This window comes from Pseudonocardia sp. CA-142604 (genome assembly GCF_050948475.1).
Taxonomy (GTDB): Bacteria; Actinomycetota; Actinomycetes; order Mycobacteriales; family Pseudonocardiaceae; genus Pseudonocardia; species Pseudonocardia alaniniphila.
Genome location: NZ_CP192045.1, coordinates 7,273,165 through 7,291,539, shown reverse-complemented (window position 1 = coordinate 7,291,539; position 18,375 = coordinate 7,273,165). Strand labels below are relative to the sequence as shown.

General features: G+C 69.1%; 8 protein-coding genes. 6 read left to right on the top strand and 2 right to left on the bottom strand.

Going from position 1 to position 18,375, the window contains the following annotated elements; all coding sequences use genetic code 11:
- Positions 1 to 9 precede the first annotated feature (9 nt).
- Positions 10 to 915: a MerR family transcriptional regulator gene (locus tag ACQPZQ_RS33070; RefSeq protein WP_433287358.1), complete on the bottom strand. Its 906-nt coding sequence runs from the start codon at positions 913 to 915 to the stop codon at positions 10 to 12.
- 94 nt (positions 916 to 1,009) lie between these two features.
- Here ACQPZQ_RS33070 and ACQPZQ_RS33065 point away from each other — a divergent pair, with 94 nt between their 5' ends.
- The 4 genes from ACQPZQ_RS33065 to ACQPZQ_RS33050 are packed head-to-tail and all read left to right on the top strand — an operon-like array spanning position 1,010 to position 3,600.
- Positions 1,010 to 1,723, top strand: a complete 714-nt coding sequence (locus ACQPZQ_RS33065) for a M50 family metallopeptidase (RefSeq protein WP_433287357.1) — start codon at positions 1,010 to 1,012, stop codon at positions 1,721 to 1,723.
- A gap of 20 nt (positions 1,724 to 1,743) precedes the next feature.
- Complete coding sequence (locus ACQPZQ_RS33060) at positions 1,744 to 2,163, top strand: nitroreductase family deazaflavin-dependent oxidoreductase (protein WP_433287355.1); 420 nt, start codon at positions 1,744 to 1,746, stop codon at positions 2,161 to 2,163.
- A 40-nt stretch (positions 2,164 to 2,203) separates the two neighbouring features.
- The gene (locus ACQPZQ_RS33055; RefSeq protein WP_433287353.1) at positions 2,204 to 2,641 is read left to right on the top strand and encodes a GlcG/HbpS family heme-binding protein; all 438 of its coding nucleotides are present in this window, start codon (positions 2,204 to 2,206) and stop codon (positions 2,639 to 2,641) included.
- Complete coding sequence (locus ACQPZQ_RS33050; protein WP_433299479.1) at positions 2,638 to 3,600, top strand: EamA family transporter; 963 nt, start codon at positions 2,638 to 2,640, stop codon at positions 3,598 to 3,600. Before ACQPZQ_RS33055 ends, ACQPZQ_RS33050 begins: the two co-directional genes overlap by 4 nt.
- A 3-nt stretch (positions 3,601 to 3,603) precedes the next feature.
- Here the strand turns inward: ACQPZQ_RS33050 and ACQPZQ_RS33045 are convergent, their stop codons facing one another.
- Complete coding sequence (locus ACQPZQ_RS33045; protein ID WP_433287351.1) at positions 3,604 to 4,086, bottom strand: DnaJ family domain-containing protein; 483 nt, start codon at positions 4,084 to 4,086, stop codon at positions 3,604 to 3,606.
- A 608-nt stretch (positions 4,087 to 4,694) separates the two neighbouring features.
- Between ACQPZQ_RS33045 and ACQPZQ_RS33040 the strand changes: the two genes are divergently transcribed.
- A complete protein-coding gene (locus tag ACQPZQ_RS33040) occupies positions 4,695 to 11,228 on the top strand; it encodes an eCIS core domain-containing protein (RefSeq protein ID WP_433287349.1) in 6,534 nt (2,177 codons plus the stop codon).
- Between the two features lie 465 nt (positions 11,229 to 11,693).
- The gene (locus tag ACQPZQ_RS33035) at positions 11,694 to 18,257 is read left to right on the top strand and encodes an eCIS core domain-containing protein (RefSeq protein ID WP_433287348.1); all 6,564 of its coding nucleotides are present in this window, start codon (positions 11,694 to 11,696) and stop codon (positions 18,255 to 18,257) included.
- Positions 18,258 to 18,375 lie beyond the last annotated feature (118 nt).

The window sequence follows — 18,375 nt, the reverse complement described above, 5'->3', positions numbered from 1 at the left end:
AGGTGGGCATCAGGGGTGGGCGCGGAGAGCGTCGATCAGCCACTCGAACGCGGGCACCGCCGGTGGCCTGGGCTCCCAGCCGTTGAGCGTTCCGAGCAGCCCCCAGTAGCGCTCCACCCGCCGGTCGGTGAAGGTGGCGGTCTTGTCGGCGAGATCGTCCCGGCCCGCCGCGTCGAGCTCCGGCGAGATGAGCCGGTGCAGGACGGCCTGGCCTTCAGCCGATCCGGGTGCGATGCCGGCCGCGACCGCCGCGCCTGCGTGCTCGATGACCGCCGCCGGATCAACCAGCGGATCGGCGGCGCCCGGCTCGGTTCCCACGGTGGCCATCTCCCGTACCCGCGCACGGAACGACGGGTCCGTGACGAGCTCGGCGAGCTCCACCCATGCCTCCACCTGCTCGGTGGTCGGCTCGTCGGGTAGCTGTGCAGGCATGATGCGCATCGCGTTGGCGATGCCCGCGCCCGGGGCTTCGGGGTCGGTGCCGGCGAACGCGCTGTCGACGAACTCGTCGATCAGCTGCTGGCGTTCGGCGGCGGACAGTCGGGCGAGGTCGTTCATCAGTGTCACCTTTCTTTCGGAGGAGTCCCCGCGGGCGAGCAGCGTGCAGACGGCGCGTTGCGTCCGCAGGGTTCGGATCTGGCTGTCGATGGCCTGGACGTGCGCCTCGGCCACCTCCTCGACGCTGCGTCGGCGCTCGAGCACGAGCCGGACGTCGTCGAGGCCGAGGCCGAGCTCGCGCAGCGTGCGCACGAGGTCGAGCCGCGCGACGGCACGGGCGTCGTAGCGGCGGTAGTTGCCGGTCGAGCGGTCCGTCTCGGGCAACACGCCCTCGTCCGACCAGAACCGGATGGTGCGGACCGGTACGCCCGAACGGCGGGCGAGCTGTCCGATCGTCAGCAGCGTCGTCTCGGTCATACGGATCATCGTCGGGTCTCCACCGGCTGGAAGGTCAAACGTCTTTAACGGGCCGTCTCGGCGCCCGGTCCGTCACCGCTGCCAGACTCGAGGTGTGGGGGACAACGCGACCTCGGCGGTGCAGACCGTCATCGACACCGTCAGCACGCTCGTCACCGACCGGCCCGGGGTGCTGCTGGCGGCCGTACTGGCGATCATCGCCGTCTCGTGGTCTGTGCTGTGGCGGTTGACGCGCACCGTGGTCACCATCGCCCACGAGGGTGGCCACGCACTCACGGCCGTCGTCGCCGGACGCGGCCTGACCGGCATCCGGCTGCATCCCGACACCTCCGGCCTGACCGTCTCCACGGGGGCCCGGCGGGGCCCCGGCCTGGTGTTCACGTTCCTCGGCGGCTACCCCGCGCCGTCGCTGCTGGGCGTCGGTGGCGCCGTGCTGGTGGCCGCCGACCAGGCCGCGCTGATGCTGTGGATCGCGCTCGGCCTGCTCGTCGCCACTCTGATCCATGTCCGGAACCTCTACGGGGCGGTCGCCGTGCTCGCCACCGGCGCCCTCGTGGCCGTGGTTGCCGGGTGGGGTGAACCCCGCCTGCAGGACGGGTTCGCGGCCGCGCTGTGCTGGTTCCTGGTGTTCGGCGGGCTCCGCGCGGTGCGGGAGTTGCAGCGGGGCAGGCGCCGTGGTTTGCACGGAAGCTCCGATGCCGACATGCTCGCCCGGCTTACACCCTTTCCGGGCGGAATGTGGGCCGGATTGTTCTGGTTGCTCGCAGGTGGGGCCGTGGTCGTCGCGGCCTGGGTACTGCTCTTCTGAGCTCGCTGCGAGGAGACACGTTGAGGGACTGGAACAGCTGGAATCAGGGCATCATCGACGAGTTCCGGGCGAACGAGGGCCGTGTGGGCGGCCCGTTCGACGGCGCACCGATGATCCTCATCCATCACATCGGCGCGAAGTCGGGCACGGAGCGGGTGGCGCCGCTGGTCTACTTCCCGCAGGACGACGGAACGCTGGTGATCATCGCGTCCAAGGGCGGGTCGCCGACCAACCCGGACTGGTACCACAACGTGAAGGCCAACCCGAAGTTCACCGTGGAGGTGGGCACCGAGACGTTCCCGGTGCGCGCCGAGGAGGTCTCCGGGCCCGAGCGCGACGAGATCTGGTCGCGGGTGGTCGCCGAGCGCGCCGGCTTCGGGGAGTACCAGGCGAAGACGACGCGGCTGATCCCTGTCCTGCGGCTGACCAGGGTGTCCTGAGGCAAGATCGGCCCTGACCGTCGTCGACCCGGAGGAAGCAGTGACCATCTCGCTCGAGCAGGCCCAGACCATCGTGCGCGCCGCGCTGGAGCACGGCACGGAACAGGGTTTCCAGCCGCTCACAGTGGCCGTTCTCGACAACGGGGGCGCGCTCGTCGCCCTCGGTCGCCAGGACGGTTCCGGATACCTTCGGCCGGACCTCGCCACCGCGAAGGCCTGGGGGATCCTCGGCATGGGGATCAACAACCGTGCGCTCGCCGCGCGCGCCGCGGATTCCCCGGACATCTACACCTCGCTCGTCGGGCTGGCAGGCGGCAAGATCGTCTCGGTGCCCGGTGGCGTCTTCATCCGTGACGCGCAGGGCACGCTGCTCGGCGCCGTGGGTGTCAGCGGCGACGCGTCGCTCAACGACGAGGCCGCTGCCCTCGCGGGTATCGCGGCGGCCGGCCTCGTGTCCGAGACCGGAGCGGAGGGCTGAGCACCGGTCTTGCCGTCGGCCGAAGTCACGCGAGGGCGGGTCTCGCCCTCGCGCTGGTATCGGCGGTCACATTCGGTCTGTCGGGCCCGTTCGCCAAGGCGTTGACGGACGCGGGCTGGTCAGCCACGGGGGCGGCCTTCGTCCGGCTCGGCGGGGCGGCCGTCATCCTGCTCGTGATCCTCGCGGTGGTGCGGCCCGGTGTGATGGCTGCGGTGCGGGCCGACGGCGGCGCGCTCGTGCTGTACGGGTTGCTGGCGATGGCCGGTGTGCAGGTCGCCTTCTTCAACGCGTTGCTGTACCTGCCCGTAACGGTCGCGCTGCTGCTGGAGTACACCGGCCCCGTCTTCGTGATCCTCTGGGTGTGGCTGGTCCGCGGGCAGCCGCCGGGCCCGCGCACGGTGCTGGGCGCGGCCGTCGCCCTGCTCGGACTGACCCTGGTGGTGCAGGTCTGGAGCGGGACCGGACTTCGCTGGGAGGGGCTCGCCTGGGGTTTCGCTGCGGCGTTGTGCCAGGCGGCGTACTTCCTGTTGGCCGATCGCGCAGGCAACGAGACCCCACCGCTGGTGCTCGCCGGGGTGGGGATGACCGTGGGTGCGGTCGTGGTGGGACCCCTCGGGCTCGTCGGGGTGCTGCCCGTGGTGGTCGACGTCGGCGCCACCGGCGTGCTGCTGGCCGGCGTTGACGTCGGGTGGCCGGTCGCCGCCGGGCTCCTCGTCGTCGTCTCCTCCGTGATCGCCTACCTCACCGGGGTGGCGGCGATCGCCCGGATCGGTGCGTCCCGCGGTGCGTTGGTGGCGTTGCTGGAAGTGGTGGCGTCGGCTGTCGCGTCCTGGCTGCTGCTCGGTCAGGTGCCGACCGCTTTGCAGGCGTTGGGCGGCGTGCTGATCCTCACGGGGGTGGCGATCACGAACACGGCCCGGCCCGTCGCGCTGGTCGAGCCGCATCCCGGCCCGGCGTAGGGATCAGCGCCGGCGGAGCAGCCGCCGCCACCACGGCTCCGGCCGTGACGGAGGAGCAGGAGCCACAGGATCGTCGGGACGAGCGCGGACGGGGCGTCCGGCGTGCCACTGGCGCACAGCGTCGTCCGCGTTCACCCGGCCGATCCGCACCCGGGGCCCTGACGGGGCGCGGAGGAACTCGACGATGCGCAGGTTGAGCTCCGCGACCGCGTCCCGCACCTCCTTCTCGGACGGCAGAGCGCGAAGCGTCTCCGGCAGCCGGTCGAGCTCCTTGCGCAGCTGGATCGACGGCGGCAGCAGCATCTCGCTCGTCAACCCCTCCCGCCTCAGGTAGTCCTTCACCCACCACAGCTCGTCGTGCGGATCACCGATACCGGCCAGCGGCTTGCCCTTCCCCGGCAGGTTGTCGAAGTCGCCTCGCTCCTGAGCTAGCCGGATCTGCTTGTCCACCACCGACTCGTGACGGTGCGCTCCGGGATCCACCACAGCGCCACCTCCCTTGGACAGCTCGTCGCCGCCCGACCGTACCGCGGGAGATCTGCCGGTGGCGCGCGTGAACCGCGCTGTCCGGACCGGTCCGTGGCCCGCGTCTTGCACCGCCGGAATTTCGTTTCTATAGGACGTGCGCGAGGTGCCACGACGGCGATTAGTGGGAGTAACCAAGTGCTCGGAGTGGCCATTATTCGGCGAGGCTCTCGTGTGAGCTGTTGGAATCCGGCTCCAGGAGCAGCGAATACTGTGCGGCCATTCGGATTTTCCGATCCGTACACCCTTGTTTTCCTGGGTCGCCGCCGACCACAACGAAGATCGTCTCATTGCGCAGTCGCTGCGTCACCGTGAGCAAGGGGATCTCAGTGCGGACAGGCCGCAACGGACATGAAAGCACCACAGCGGCGAATCGGGATCAATCGGTGCGGCGAGCGGAAGCTTCGCGGAAGGTCGGCGCGGCTGCGGAGTCGGTTCTGAGGCTGCAGCAGCTGGCGGGAAATGCCGCCGTCACCCGGGTAGTGGCTGGTGAGCAGCGACCGGTGAGCTCCGATCAGGGGGCCACCACGAGCGAGCACGACGTATCTGCTCCTGTGCAACGTTCCGCTGTGCACGATGTGCTGGCCTCGCCGGGCCGGCCGCTCGATGCCGAGCAGCGCCGGGAGTTCGAGGGCCCGTTGGGTGCCGATCTCTCGAGCGTCCGGGTGCACAGTGGAGATACCGCGAGCAGTTCGGCGGCGGCCGCGGTCGATGCGCAGGCCTTCACCTCGGGCGATCACGTGGTGTTCGGCGGCCCGGTCGACCGACACACCCTGGCGCATGAGCTCGCCCATGTCGTTCAGCAGCGGCGAGGGCCGGTTGCCGGCACCGACAACGGTGACGGGTTACGGGTGAGTGATCCGGGCGATCGGTTCGAGCGGGAGGCGGATGCCACCGCGGACGCCCTGGTGTCGAAGGCATCGCCGATCCAGCGGGTCGCCGGTGGTGGTCCTCCGGAGGAGACGGGCTCGGCGGGCGGTGTCGCGGTGCAGCGCGCAGCGTCGTCCGTCGAGTCCGTGCGCGGGTCGGTCGAGGAGGCCGATATCACCGAGGCCGGGGGGCAGACCGAAACGGAGCGGCAGGCGAGGTTCTCCGCGTGGCGCAACGCGGTTGAGCCGCGTGACCCGCTCGGTCGGACGCTCGAGGGGGTCGATGAGCGGCGTCAGCGACTCGGCTGGCGGCAGCAGCCTCTCCCTCCCGTCGGAGCGCCGGTCCCGCCCGGGGAGGCGACGGAAACGCAGGCCGTCACGCCGGAGCCTCCGTCGCCCGGGGTGGCATCGGAGTCGGGGCGCTCGTCGATCGACACCGTGCGCGGGTCGATCGAGGAGGCCGATGCCGAGGCGGAAGCGGACCTGCTGGCGAGCATCTCGGTGTGGCGCAACGAGGTCGAGCCGCGTGATCCGCTCGGGCGGACGCCGGAGGAGGTCGAGGAGCAGCGTCGGCGACTGGGCTGGCGGCGGCAGCTTCTCCCTCCCGTCGAGACGTCGGCCTCGGGTGGTGCGGGGACCGCGGAGCCGCCCTCGCCCGGGGCGACGTCGGAGTCGGGGCGCTCCTCGATCGAGGACGTACGGGGGTCGGTCGACGAGGCCGATATCACCGAGGCAGCGGCGGGGTACTCCTCGATCGAGGACGATGCCGCGCGACAGGCGAGGATCTCGTCCTGGCGCGACCAGGTCGAGCCGCGTGATCCGCTCGGTCGAACGTCGCAGGAGGTCGAGGAGCAGCGTCGGCGACTCGGCCGGCGTCGGTACCTTTTCCCGCCCGGCGCGGCGCCGGCCTCGGGCGGTGCGGGCGGGGGCATGGCCGCGGGCGACACTGCGCGCGTCGAGAGTGCAGCGCCGAGCGTCGAGAGTGCAGCGCCGAGCGTCGAGAGTGCAGGGCCGAACGAGGCCGACGGGGGTGGCCGGCCCCGGCCGCTCCCGCCTACTCCCGAGGTTTTGTCGTCGGATGCCGAGAGCTTCCGGTCGAGCGAACCCGAGGGAGAGGGCTCGGCCGGAGGTGTCGCGCCGGAGCCCGCGAGCCCCGAGATCCGCGAGGTGCCGCGTTCGCGGCCGGGATCCATGGCGCCGGAGCCCGCGAGCCCCGAGATCCGTGAGGTGCCGCGTTCGCGGCCGGGATCCGTGGCGCCGAAGGTGGCGACAGAGCCGAAAGCGGCGGTGAAGGATCAGGAGGTCCCTTCCCAGGAGGGCCCGGCTCAGGCAGGTAGCACCCCGGCCCGGCCTCCGGCCCCGAGCCTGCCGGGACGCATCGCTGAGGGCTGGTTGAGTGGTGGCGACCGGGTCATCACCATTCAAGGTGGTGACAACGTGGTCATCGATCGCCTCGTCAGCGCTCTGCCTTTCACGTTGAGCGCAGGCGACAGGGAGGAAGCCAGGGCGCAATGGGCTGACACCCTGGGCCTCGGTGCGCTGCAGCCGAGGCTTTCCGCGATGACGCGAGGCGACTCGGTGACCGTACCGATGGACGTCGGCGGCTGGTCCGGTCCGATCACGGTGTCCGCCCGCATCATGTCCGTCGCGCCGCTTGCGCCGAAGACGGTCGAGTTCGAGGCGGGTGGTGACCGGTTCAGCTCGACCAGCGAGCTCTCGGAGTCGCGGGAGCGGCTCCAGGGCCAATTCGGCGGCACCATCCCGATTATCGAGGGCGGGCCGACCCTGGGTGTGACCCCCACCGGGCGAGTGTTGCAGGACAAGTTCTCGAGTGGCACGACGGCGCGTACCGGTCGGGCTTTCGCCCGCACGAAGACCAAGGAAAAGGCTGCAATTCTGGACAGCCGGATCCAGTTGAAGTTCGACTTCTCCGAGCTTCAGGGTCCGCGTTCGTTTTATGTGGTGGGCTCTCGGCAGCGGGTGGCGAGCGGCAAAGAACGGTATGAGTCGAAAACGATCGACGCAATTTCCGCGGACCTCGCCACGCCGATTTCCGCCGGGGCCGGACCTGCAGGGCGCTTGCTCCCGCCGCAGCGGGTGCAGCAGACCCTCGCGCTGGGGGGCACGGACGTCGTCAACGACGTGCACGCGCTCACCGATAGGGGGACGTTCAGCAGCGCCGGGGTACCGGGGTTGTTGCGCTCCATCGAGGACAACGGCCAGGCATTGTTCGGAACGGACTGGCCGGCGGTTAACAAGGGCATCCTGTCGTTCGTCAGCATCACGTCGCTGCAGCGGGACCTGAAAGCGATGATGGTGGGAGACGGTATCGCGTTCCCGCTGCCGAACGAGCTCGGCAGCATCCGGATCGGCGCCCAGATCGTCTCGATGTCACACCATCACACCACGAAGGAGACGGAGTTCAACGTCGGGACGGACACCAGTAGCTCCACGGCCTCGAGCGGGGGCAGCAATGAGCGTGAGGAGTTCACTGCCCCCATCGGACTGTCCGGTCTGGGTGGCGGCGTGGCGACCGGATCCTTGACATTCACTCCCTTCGCTGAGTACGGGCGGGACGGCAGGGAGAGCGCACAGGCGTCCGCGCGTTCCGGCGCCGGAATGAAGATGAAGGTTCCCGGCGCGGTTTTCGACGGTGTGGCGAAGCTGTCGTTCAAGGTCCGCCGACCCGGGAAGCCCGGACAGCCGACCCTGGGAGAGGCAAGGATCGGTTTCCAAGCGATCGTCGATGCCGCGGAGGCGATCGATCCGGGAAGCAAAGACCCGCAAGAGTTCGTGGCGAAGGGGCTCCGGCAACGCTTGACCGCGCCGGCGTTCACACCGGGAGAGAAGATCCGGCGGGCGAGCACGGAGATCCTGGGCGGTGGCGGGTCGAGGAGCGGAGGAGGGCTGCCCTCCACCGCGGTCATCCTGGACGTCCTTGCCGGAGAGGGCGGCGAACACAATCCCGTGGCCGACAGAGCCGGCCAGTTCGGGGAGGAGCAACTCGGTCGTTCGTGGGCGGGGGTCGAGGCGACCGTTCTCGGCACGTTCAGCCGCGAGCGTCTGGCGTCGTCGATCGCGGCGATGTCGCGGGGGGTGCCGCTGCAGAGCCCTCCGCTGATTCTGCCGATTCCTCAGGTGCCCACCCCCCGGCAGCTGAACCCCCTGAAGCCCCCTTACGGGGAGGCATGGGTGTCGGCCACCGCGGCGCTGCAGGATCTGGAGTACGTACGGGAGCTCAGCCCGAAGGCCGAGCTCAACGTGCTCAATGACGTCAGTACGAGCTCAGGCAGCCGGCACAACTCCTACAAGGGTGCGGGGTTCGAGGTCGGAGGCGCCGCCACGATTCGAACGCCGACGCCGAACGTCGCGGTGGACGCTCCCGCACCCACCGTCGGCTACCGGAGGCGATGGCAACGAGGAACCCGCGCGACGCAGGCCTTCGGCAGCATCGCCAGCGGCAAGTTCGCGAGGCCCAACGCCCCGATGCACGTGTTCCTCGGCACGGCATCGGTGACGCTCACCCTCATCCACAGTGAAGCCGCGCCGGTCGCCGGTCCGCAGACCCAGGTCCAGTTTCTGGTGGCCCTGCCCCACGCGCACACCGAGGAGCACGTGGTAGGCAGCACCGCCGGGCGGTCCGGGGAGATCGTGGGCGGGCCGGGCGAGGTCGTCGCGGACTCCCCGGAGATCGTGGTCCCGGAGGCCGAGGTCGCCGCGGCGCCGCCGGCCCCCGTCCCGGCCGCCGGAGGTGGCTTGGGACCGGTGAGGGTGCGGTCCAGCCACCAGATCGGGTTCTCGGACGTGGTGGTCCAGCTCGGCAACGACATGGCCGTGATCAACGCGGTCCGCGCAGCGATCGGCGACAGGTTCGGTGACCGTTGGGAGGTCGCCCAGGCGAAACTGCTCCCGGTGTTCGACCGGGCCGCCATCCAGCCGCTCGTCCCGGCGCTCACCCACGGGCGGCGGTGGGGCACGTCGGTGCGCGTACCTGCCGCGGCGGCCGGGGCGCGCGACGTCACGGCGGATGTCGCCATCGTCGGCGCGCAGGCCACGATGACCAAGCACACGGATTCCGTGTCGAAGTTCGAGTTCGAGGTCGGCTCGGACTCGACGACCGGCGGAGGAACCCAGACGGTGCGCCGAAACCGGTACATCGGTCAGAACCAGACGCTGAGCGTGGCCGCTCAACCCCAGGGCACCGCCCTGACGGCCAACCCCCTCAACCTCGCCGTGAACATCGACGACACCTCCGGCAGCACCCAGGATGTCACCGGTGGCACGGTGAACAGGGCGAAGATCGTCGAACCGGCCCAGCTGTTCGAGGGCAGCGTCACCTTCACGATCGAGATAGAGATGGGCGGGTCTGCGGAGCCCATCGTGGCGCACGCCGTGATGTCGGGCGAGTTCGCCTTTCCGGCACGCGACATGCCCCAGGAGGCCGGGCAGGGAGGGGCGTCGAAGCTCTTCAGCGTGCCCGGCCGGATCAAGGACTCGCTCCGCCTCGGCGGGACCGACGTCGTCCTGGATCTTCTGCCGCCGCACCAGCGGCAACCCGTCGGGGCGTCAGCGACGCAGGCCGAGGCAGGAGCCGCGACGCAGAACGAAGCAGCGGCGGTTGCGCGGGCAGAACCGCCGGCGCAGCTCTCGGCGGCGGGCATTCTGAACCAGTTGGACGCGCGCGCCGCACGGATATTCGGGTCCACCGAGAAGTGGAACGCCGCACGGCCGGCCCTGGCGGCGGAGCTCAACATCGACGAGCTCAAACAGAGGTTCCGGTCGATGATGGCGGGCCGGGGCTGGGAGATCCAGCTTGGCGAACACGGCGACGTGACCATCACGGCCAGCGTGGAAGAGATGGCGCACGCCACCCACATCGGGGAGCCCGTGGAGTTCAACACCGGGATCGCCGGCGGTCTTGTCCTCAGCGGTGGTGCGGACGGGCCTCTGGACGAGGACAAGCGTGTCTTCTACCGCGAGGCTTCCCAGCTGACCCGCACCGTGACCCAGCCGGACGCCAGAACCGCCGTCACGCCTGGCCAGACGTACACGTACGAGCGCGGGACCGACAGCGGGAGCGGGCAAACCCGCATTCGTCAGACGGGTGTCGGTACCAAGTCGAAGGACCCGGGCAGCGTCTACGACGGCGTGGCGCTACTCCACTTCGAGTTCGACCTGCCGAGTGGGAGCGGTGCGGCCGCTGCGGCCCCGAGCGGGCCCTCTTCTGAGTACCTCAAGAGCCGGCAGGAACGGTGGGACGAAATCGGTAAGGAAGTGCGTACGCTGGACGACAAAATTGCCACGCCTGGAATCTCTGACGACGAGAAGAGGCGAGCTGGAGCGGACCGTGCCGAGAAAGTCGAGGAGTTGACAGATCTGGTGGCGCAGCAGAACTGGTCCGATCGGCGCAGGGCCGATGCCCAGCAGATTGCCGCGAGCGCGTCCCGTACGCCAGAGGCGAGGGTGCGCTTCACCGCAATGGTCGAGACAGCGGATGCTCACGAGGTCGAGAACGCCGAGGACGCCCGCTTCTCTCGGTACGACGACAAGCGTGCCGGGACGGCCGGTGCGGAGAATGACGGCCGGCGGCCCGCCCAGGGGACGCTCGCGCACGATCACATCACCACGATGCCCGACTTCGGTTCCGTGGAGAAGATGCTCGACGTCTACGGCGACATGATCTACGGGCGCGCGTGGAGCAAGTATCGGTCCACGATCCTGAGCGAGCTGAGTGCGGAACAGATCATGGTGAACCTGCCGGCGATGACCCAAGGTATCCCGCTGGAGACCACGGAGATCAACGGTCTCAGGCCCGGGCGGATCACGCTCACCGCTCAGGTGAAGGACGACAACCGCTGGCTTCTCGACTTCCTCCGCGAGTCCAAGGCCGACGTCGCGCTCGTGGCCGAGAGTACAGATCGACTCCGAAGCCGGGAGCGCAGCTCGAACCTGCACGAGTCGAACAGCCAGCTCGGTATCGGCCCCGTGACGTTTTCCGGCGGCGGCTCGTGGCGCAACCGAAAAGGCGTGGAGGTGCAGATCGGTGGTCGGCTCGTCTCCAACTCCAAGGTGACACAGCAGCAGGCCCGCTTCGCGGGCCACGCCATATTCGCCATGACCTTCTATCCCGGGCTTCGGGACGGGTTTTGGGGGCGGGAGTCGTCCTCGACGATGAGTTTCGCCCTCCCGGTCACGGTCTCCATGTCCGCCGAGGACACGTACGTCCCCAGGTGAAGCCGCCACCGTTCCGGGGTCCACGCTCGCCCGGCCGGACTCCGGCGCACGGGTCAGACGTATCCGGATTTGTCGTCGTAAGCGGAGCGTACGAGGCGGTGTATCGAGGGTAGCGAGAGTTTTCTTTTCCATGGGGCTTGCCCAAGGGTGCGACGACTACGAGTAGTCGCGGCACTCGCGCACGCCGCTTTCAGCAGCCGCGATGTCCAGATCATCCCCATTTATCGGGGAGAGCTGGTGAAAGGCTGTTCAAATCCTTCTCCAGCATGCGCGATCGGCATGCGGCCATGCGGATTTTTCAACCCGTACATCTTTGCGTTCCTGCCTCGCTGCCGGCTCCAACAAAGATCATGCCATTACGCAGTCGCTGCGCCACCGTGAGCGAGGGGAACATCAGTGCGAACAGGCCGCACCGGGCGCAATAGCACCACCGCGGCACGTCATGGTGAATCGCCGGTGCAGCGGGTGGAAGGCCCCCGGGACGTCGGAGGGGCTCCGGGGTCGGTTCTGACGCTGCAGAGTCTGGCCGGGAATGCCGCCGTCACCCGTGCACTCGCCGGTATGGGCTCCGACCCGTCGGCCGTCGCGGGTGGGCAGGACGTACCTGCTCCTGTGCAACGTTCCGCTGTGCACGATGTGCTGGCCTCGCCGGGTCGGCCGCTCGATGCCGAGGAGCGCCGGGAGTTCGAGGGGCCGCTCGGTGCGGATCTCTCGGAGGTCCGGGTGCACACCGGCGGTGCCGCGAGTAGTTCGGCCGCTGCGATCGGTGCGCGTGCGTACACCTCCGGGAACGACGTGGTCTTCGGTGGCCCGCTCGACCGCCACACCCTGGCGCACGAGCTCACCCACGTCGTTCAGCAGCGGCAGGGGCCGGTGGCCGGCACCGACAACGGTGACGGGTTGCGGGTGAGTGATCCGGGTGACCGGCTCGAGCGGGAGGCCGAGGCCACCGCTGTGGCCCTGACGGCTGTGACGTCCTCGACGTCCTCGACGTCCTCGATTCAGCGCGCTCCCGGCGGTGAGCCCCCGGCCGAGGCGGGCCCGGCAGGCGCCGACGTGGTGGTGCAGCGCGCGCCGACGCCGGCCGACGTCGCGGAGCGGCGTAGGCGACTGGGCTGGCGTCCGCGTCCTGAGGCAGACATCAGCGACCAGATCCTCGGGAGGCGCGGGGGTCGCTCCGCCGTACCGGCCGGTTCCCGGCCGAGTGGGACCGATGTGGTCCCGGAGGAGGCGGATATTGCCGACCAGCCGATCGGATGGGGGCCGCCCGCCACGTTCTTCCCGGTCGGTTCCGGCTCGGGTGCCGCGGACGAGCGGGAGGACGAACCCGTCGCAGGCGCGCCGACTCGGCCGCAGTCCGAGGTTCCCGAGAGAGCCGAGGTCTCGCCGCTGGAGTGGCTGCGGCCGGTTCGTACGCGCCCGGGCGTGCCGGTCGGGCCCCGACCGCGTCCGGGTCGTGTCGGTGGGGTCTCGCCACTGGAGTGGTTGCGGCCTGTCCGTGCGCGGCCGGGTCTGCCGGCCGGCCCGCGGCCGGATCGTGCCGGTGGGGGGCCGGGGGAAGTAGAGGTACCGCCGGGACCGGCGGAGCCGCGTCCTGTTCGCACGCGGCCTGGTCTGCCGGTCGGGCCACGGCCGCGTCCTGGTCGCCCCGGTCCTGCGAGCCTGGCTACCCCCGAGATCGAGGAAGTCCTCAGCGAAGATCCTCAGCCCCCCGCCGTGCCGGAGAAGGACTTTCTCCAGCCCCCCGCCGTGCCGGAGAAGGACTTTCTCCAGCCTCCCGCCGTGCCGGAGAAGGACGTTCCACAACCTCCCCCCGTGCCGGAGAAAGACGCGAGGACCGTCGCGGATCGGCTCATGCTGGGCGGCGACGATCAGATTCTCAAGATCGGCAAGCCCCGCGACCCGAGTAAGAGCGACGCGGGCGTGGCCTTCGACGACAACGTCGTCATCGACTTTCTGTCGAACGCCCTGAAGAACGTTGTGAGCCCGCGTGATCTGCAGATCGCCAAGCAGAGGTGGGCCGCCACCCTGAGCGCTGCTGCCCTGCAGCCGATGCTGTCATCGATGACCCGTGGCGACGTCCTGTCGGTGCCGCTGGACGTCGGCGGCTGGACGGGGCAGATCAAGGTGTCGGCCCGGGTCGTGCAACAAGCGAAGACGCCGGGCACCGCCACGGTCGAGTTCGAGGCCGGTGGCGACAGGTTCGCCTCGAGTGTCGGCCTGTCGGAGAATCGGGACCGGCGTGAGGGGCAGGTCGTCGGCACCGTTTCACCGAAGGGCGTGAGTGTCGGCCTCGGTGTGAGAGTGCTGCGGGACAACGTCACCGGTGAGACCGTCTCGAGTAGTGGCCGGAGCTTTGCCCGCACCAAGACCAAAGAAGACAAGGCGCAGCTCTTCTATACCGAGATTCAGATGCAGTTCGACTTCTCCGACGTCAAGGGGCCGCGTCGGCTGGGGGTGGGACCACGACGTCAGGTTCCGGAGACCGGGTCGGCACCCATCGGTGCGACGGTGGCTCGGCCACCGGCAGGGGAAGCGGCTGCGGCCGGCTTCTGGCCGCCCGCTCGGGTGCAGGAAACGCGTGCCCTGGGCGGCATGGATGTCGTCACGGATGTGCGCGCGCTCGACAAGACCCTGAAGCCGAGCGCCTCCGGCGTGTCGGCGCTGCTCGGCACGAAAGACGATCGGACGTCGCTGGAAGCCTGGGGCTCCGGACTCCCCGACTGGCCCACCGTCCGAAAGGACATCCTGGCGCACCTCACCATGTCGTCCCTGCAACGGGATCTGAAGGCGATGATGGTGGGGAAGGGCATCGAGGTTCCTCTCTCGAAGAACCTCGGAAGCGTCTGGATCGGCGCCGAGGCCAACTGGATGTCATATCGGCGCCCCACCAAGGAGACGGAGTTCAACGTCGGATCCGACAGCAGCCGGGGTCGAGCCGCCTTCGAGGGCCACAACACGCGGGGGGAGATGACCGTTCCCATCGGAATTTCTCCGCTGGGACAAACCGCGGTCACCGGGAGTCTCACCGTCACTCCCATCGGCGAGTACGGCCGCGAGAATCGGGAAGGCGACCAGGCATCCGCCCGTACCGGCACCGCGCTCAAGATGAAGGTCCCCGGTGCGGTCTTCGACGGCAGGGCGATGCTGACGTTCCGCCACTCCGGCGTCGGCTCCCAGGCAACCGCCATGATCAGTTTTCGGGCCATCATCGATGCCGCGGAGCTGGAATCCAAGGGTGCCGAGGCTCCGCGAGCGTGGAGCGCGGGCGGGGGACCGCGAAAGTACAGCATGGCTGCGCCGGTGTTCGCGCCGAACACGAAGATCAGAGCAGCGGAAGACGGCTTGGTGGGCGGCGCCGAGCAGGGTGGTGGCGGGACAGGACTGCCGGCCGACGTCGTCATTCTCGACGTCCTCGCCGGAGAGAAGGGCGAACACAACCTTGTCGCCGACGAGGTCGCCGACTGGGGGAAGGGGTACTTCGGCGCTTCCTGGGCGGACCTCGAGCCGGTCGTCCTCGGAACCTTCAGCCGCGAGCGGCTGGCGGCGTCGATCCCGGCGATGACCCGGAAGGTGCCTCTGCAGAGCCCCCCGCTGATCCGCGCCGCGCACGACCCCGCATGGGTGTGGGGTACGGCGAAACTCGAAGATCTGTCGTTCGTGCGGGTGCTGAGTTCCAAGGCCGAGCTCAACGTGCTCAACGACGTCTCCACGAGTTCGAGCGCCCAAAAGGGCTCCTACTACGGAGGCGGGGGACAGATTCAGGGCGGCCCTCGGGTACCGCTCCCAGCGGAGACGACCTTTTCGCCCTCTTTCCTCGTCGGCGCGCGGCAGCGGCAGCGCAACGGAATGCGCCAGGCGGTGGCCGTTGCGAACACCGCGAACGGCAAGTTCGAGAAGCCGATGGTCGTGTTCATCGGTGAGGCCACTGTGGACGTTCGGGTCACCGAGAGCGGGCAGACGCCTGGCCGCATCATGAAGGCCCCGGTCCGGTTCGTCGTCGCCCTGCCGAAGTCCTACACCAAGGAGTCGCTCGCCCCGGGGTCAGCGGATGACGACCGCACGGCAGAGCAGAAGCAGGCCGACGGAGATGCCGCCCAGAACAACGGCGCCGCAGCCCCCGCCCCGGCGCGCGCATCCCTCGCTGTCGGTCCTCCCGCGCGGGTCACGAAGAACGGCCAGATCGGGGCGTCGGACGTGATCGTCCGGCTCGACAACGACCTGGCCGTGGTCAACGCGCTGAAGGCGGAACTCCAGAAAGACCTCGGTGTCAACTGGCACACGTTCGAGGCGAAGGTGCTCCCGGTGTTCGACCGGGCCGCAATCCAGCCGCTCGTCCCGGCGCTCACCCATGGACAGCGGGTGGGCACTTCGGTGTCCACGAAGACCGCCGACGGCACCGATGTTGCGGCGGTTGTCAGCATCGTCGAGGCACGGGCGAACATGACCGAGCACGTGCAGACCGTCAAGAAGTTCGAGTTCGAGGTCGGATCGGATTCGACGGCCAGCGCCGGAACGTCGAGCGGGAGCCGAACGCGCCTCACCGGCCGAACTCAGCTTGCGGCGTCTGCGGGGGCCGGGCACGTGACGTCCACCGGTGCCGGCGGCGCAACCGTCGACATCTTCTCCGAAGGTAGCGTCGACTCTGCCGGCGGCCTCGTGACACGAACCAAGCTGGTCGAGGAGGCCGAGCTCTTCAAAGGTGAAATCCGGTTTCTGATCGAAATGAACCTGGGCGGTCGGGTCACGACCATCCCAGCCTCGATGCCGGGCCAGTTCGCATTCCCGGCGCGTGATACGTCGAAGCCTGTGGTGCCCGAGAAGAAGAAGGACGCGCCTGCAAAGAACGATACGGAGGCGCCGGCAAAGAAGGATCCGGAGCCTGCGAAGAAGCCGGCGGGCAGGGATGAGTCGGTCTACCGCGAGCCTGCCCGGATCACCAGTTCACGCAGGCTCGGCTCGACCGATGTCGTGCTCGAACTCTTCCCCCAGAAGGCAGGGGCGGTGGCGTCGAGGCTGTCGCCCGTTCGGCGAGCGGAGCCGTCAGCGGCCCTGATCGTGGAGCAGTTGGCGCACGAGGGGAGCGAGATCTTCGGCTCGCCCGAGAACTGGGCCACCGTACGGCCCCTTCTGGTCGACGGGCTCAACCCCATCACGCTCAAGCCGAGGCTGAAATCGATGATGGCAGGGCAGGGCTTGCGCATCGAACTGGGGAAGCACGGCCGCGTGACCGTCACGGCCAGCGTCGAGGGCGAGATGTCGCACGTCGAGAACACGCGCGACCCCGCCGAGTTCAACAGCGGAGCCACCAGCGGCCTCGTACTCGGCGGCACCGCCGACGGACGCCCCAGTGCCGAGACACGCATCGCCTACCAGGCGATCGGCGGGATGACCGGTAACTCGTCCCCGTCAGCGCTGGAGGCGTCCATCACGCCGGGCTTCACCACCACGTACGAGCGTGGCAAGGATCTGACGGCCGACTATTTCACCTCGCGTCAGAGAGGCGTCGGGACGAAGTCGAAGGCGCCGGGCAGCATCTTCAAAGGCGTTGCCCTCCTTCATTTCCGGTTCGATCGGCCGCGCAGCCTGACGAGCACGATAAATCCGGAGTTCTCCGCCCAGTCCAAGCGGCGGGATCAGCGGATCGCCGACCTGACGAAGGAGCAGTCGCGCGGCAGACTCTCGAGCGATGGACAGGAGGAGCTGCGCGGACTGTTGATGGAGCAGAGCGAGAACATCCGTCGTCGCATCGGGATGAGGCAGGACCCCGGGGCCTACACCGGAGAACAGTTCGCGCCGAAGAACATCGACAAGTCGATTCAGAGCGCGGAGAAGGCGCACGAACGCCTCCGTCGCACTCCCGGAGCCAACCGAGCTGACGTCGGGCAGGCCCGGACGCAACTGGCGGAGCTCGCGGCGGCGAAGGACATGATGCTGCAGGATCGCGTGCGCATCACCGGATCTCGGATGGGCCTCGCGCGGGTGCCGTTCACCGTGCTGATCGAGACGAAGGACGCGCTCAAGGTCGAGAACGGCCAGGAGGGCGAGGCAGTCGAACCTCCTGCTCTTCGGCTGCCTGACGTGGAGAAGGGGCTCAGGCCGGATCACATCGTTCGCGATCTGCCCGACGTCCACTCTCTCTACGATCTGCTCGACGCCGTGGGGCCGCAGATCTACGGGTCGGCGTGGAAGACCCATGGCCCGATGGTCCACAAGGATTTCGGTCTGGAGAAGCTGAGGGCCGGCCTGGCCGGCATGACCATCGGCAGGCCGCTGACGAGCCACCAGTTCTCGGTTCGCCTGCGGCCCGCACGGATCGAGGCCACTGCCGAGGTGGTTGCGCAGGGCTTCGAGCGCGTGGAGCCGAAAGCCGACGTCGCGTGGGTGGGGGAGAACACCAGCCGGTTCCGTGAGCGGGAGCGGGTGTCCAAGCTCAGCCAGTTCATCGGCCAGATCGGTGCGAGCCTGGGCCTCGGTGGCGTGCGGTTCGCAGGCGGCAGTTCCCACCGCACGCGCGTCGGCACGGAGGCGCAGACGGGCGGCCGGCTCATCACCAACGCGAAGGTGACGCAGTCGCAGACCCATCTGAGCGGGCACGTCAAGTTCAACTTCACCTTCTATCCGGGCCCGCTCGGAAAGACATCGATCACGCACTCCGGCGTCGTGCCGTTCACGATTTCCGTGCCGACCACGGACACCAAGGAAGTTGCGAAGACCCAGCTTCCGGAGGAGGCCGAACTGGAGTGGGACGGCCCGACTCCGAGGTATCCCAAGGCGGCGGACGCGCTCGTCGGGATCCAGAACGACCTGGCCCGGGGCCCCGAGGGCGCCGCGTGCATCGTGCAGGTCAGACGCCCGGGGCAGGCCGAGGCCCGCCAGTACCGGGTCGTGAACGAGGTCGTGAACGAGCGAAGCCGGATCGTGTGGTACGAGACCCGATCGAACGCTCCGACCTCGGCGCCGTGGAACGCGCGAACGATCAAGGCGTACTTCCTGCCGCCGCCGCTCCCGCCGAAGGACCGTGTCTGACCCGCCGGCACGGCGACGACGCCGGTCGTTCCACCCCTGTTTGTCCGAATGGCGGGTGACCTGTTGTGCGCGCAGTGCCCGGCTGCGGGCACAGTGGGGTGTCGCCACATTCGGGAGG

Bases quoted from the DNA above. Each gene is read 5' to 3' on its own strand.
- ACQPZQ_RS33070 (WP_433287358.1), bottom strand. From the start codon at position 915: ATGACCGAGACGACGCTGCTGACGATCGGACAGCTCGCCCGCCGTTCG.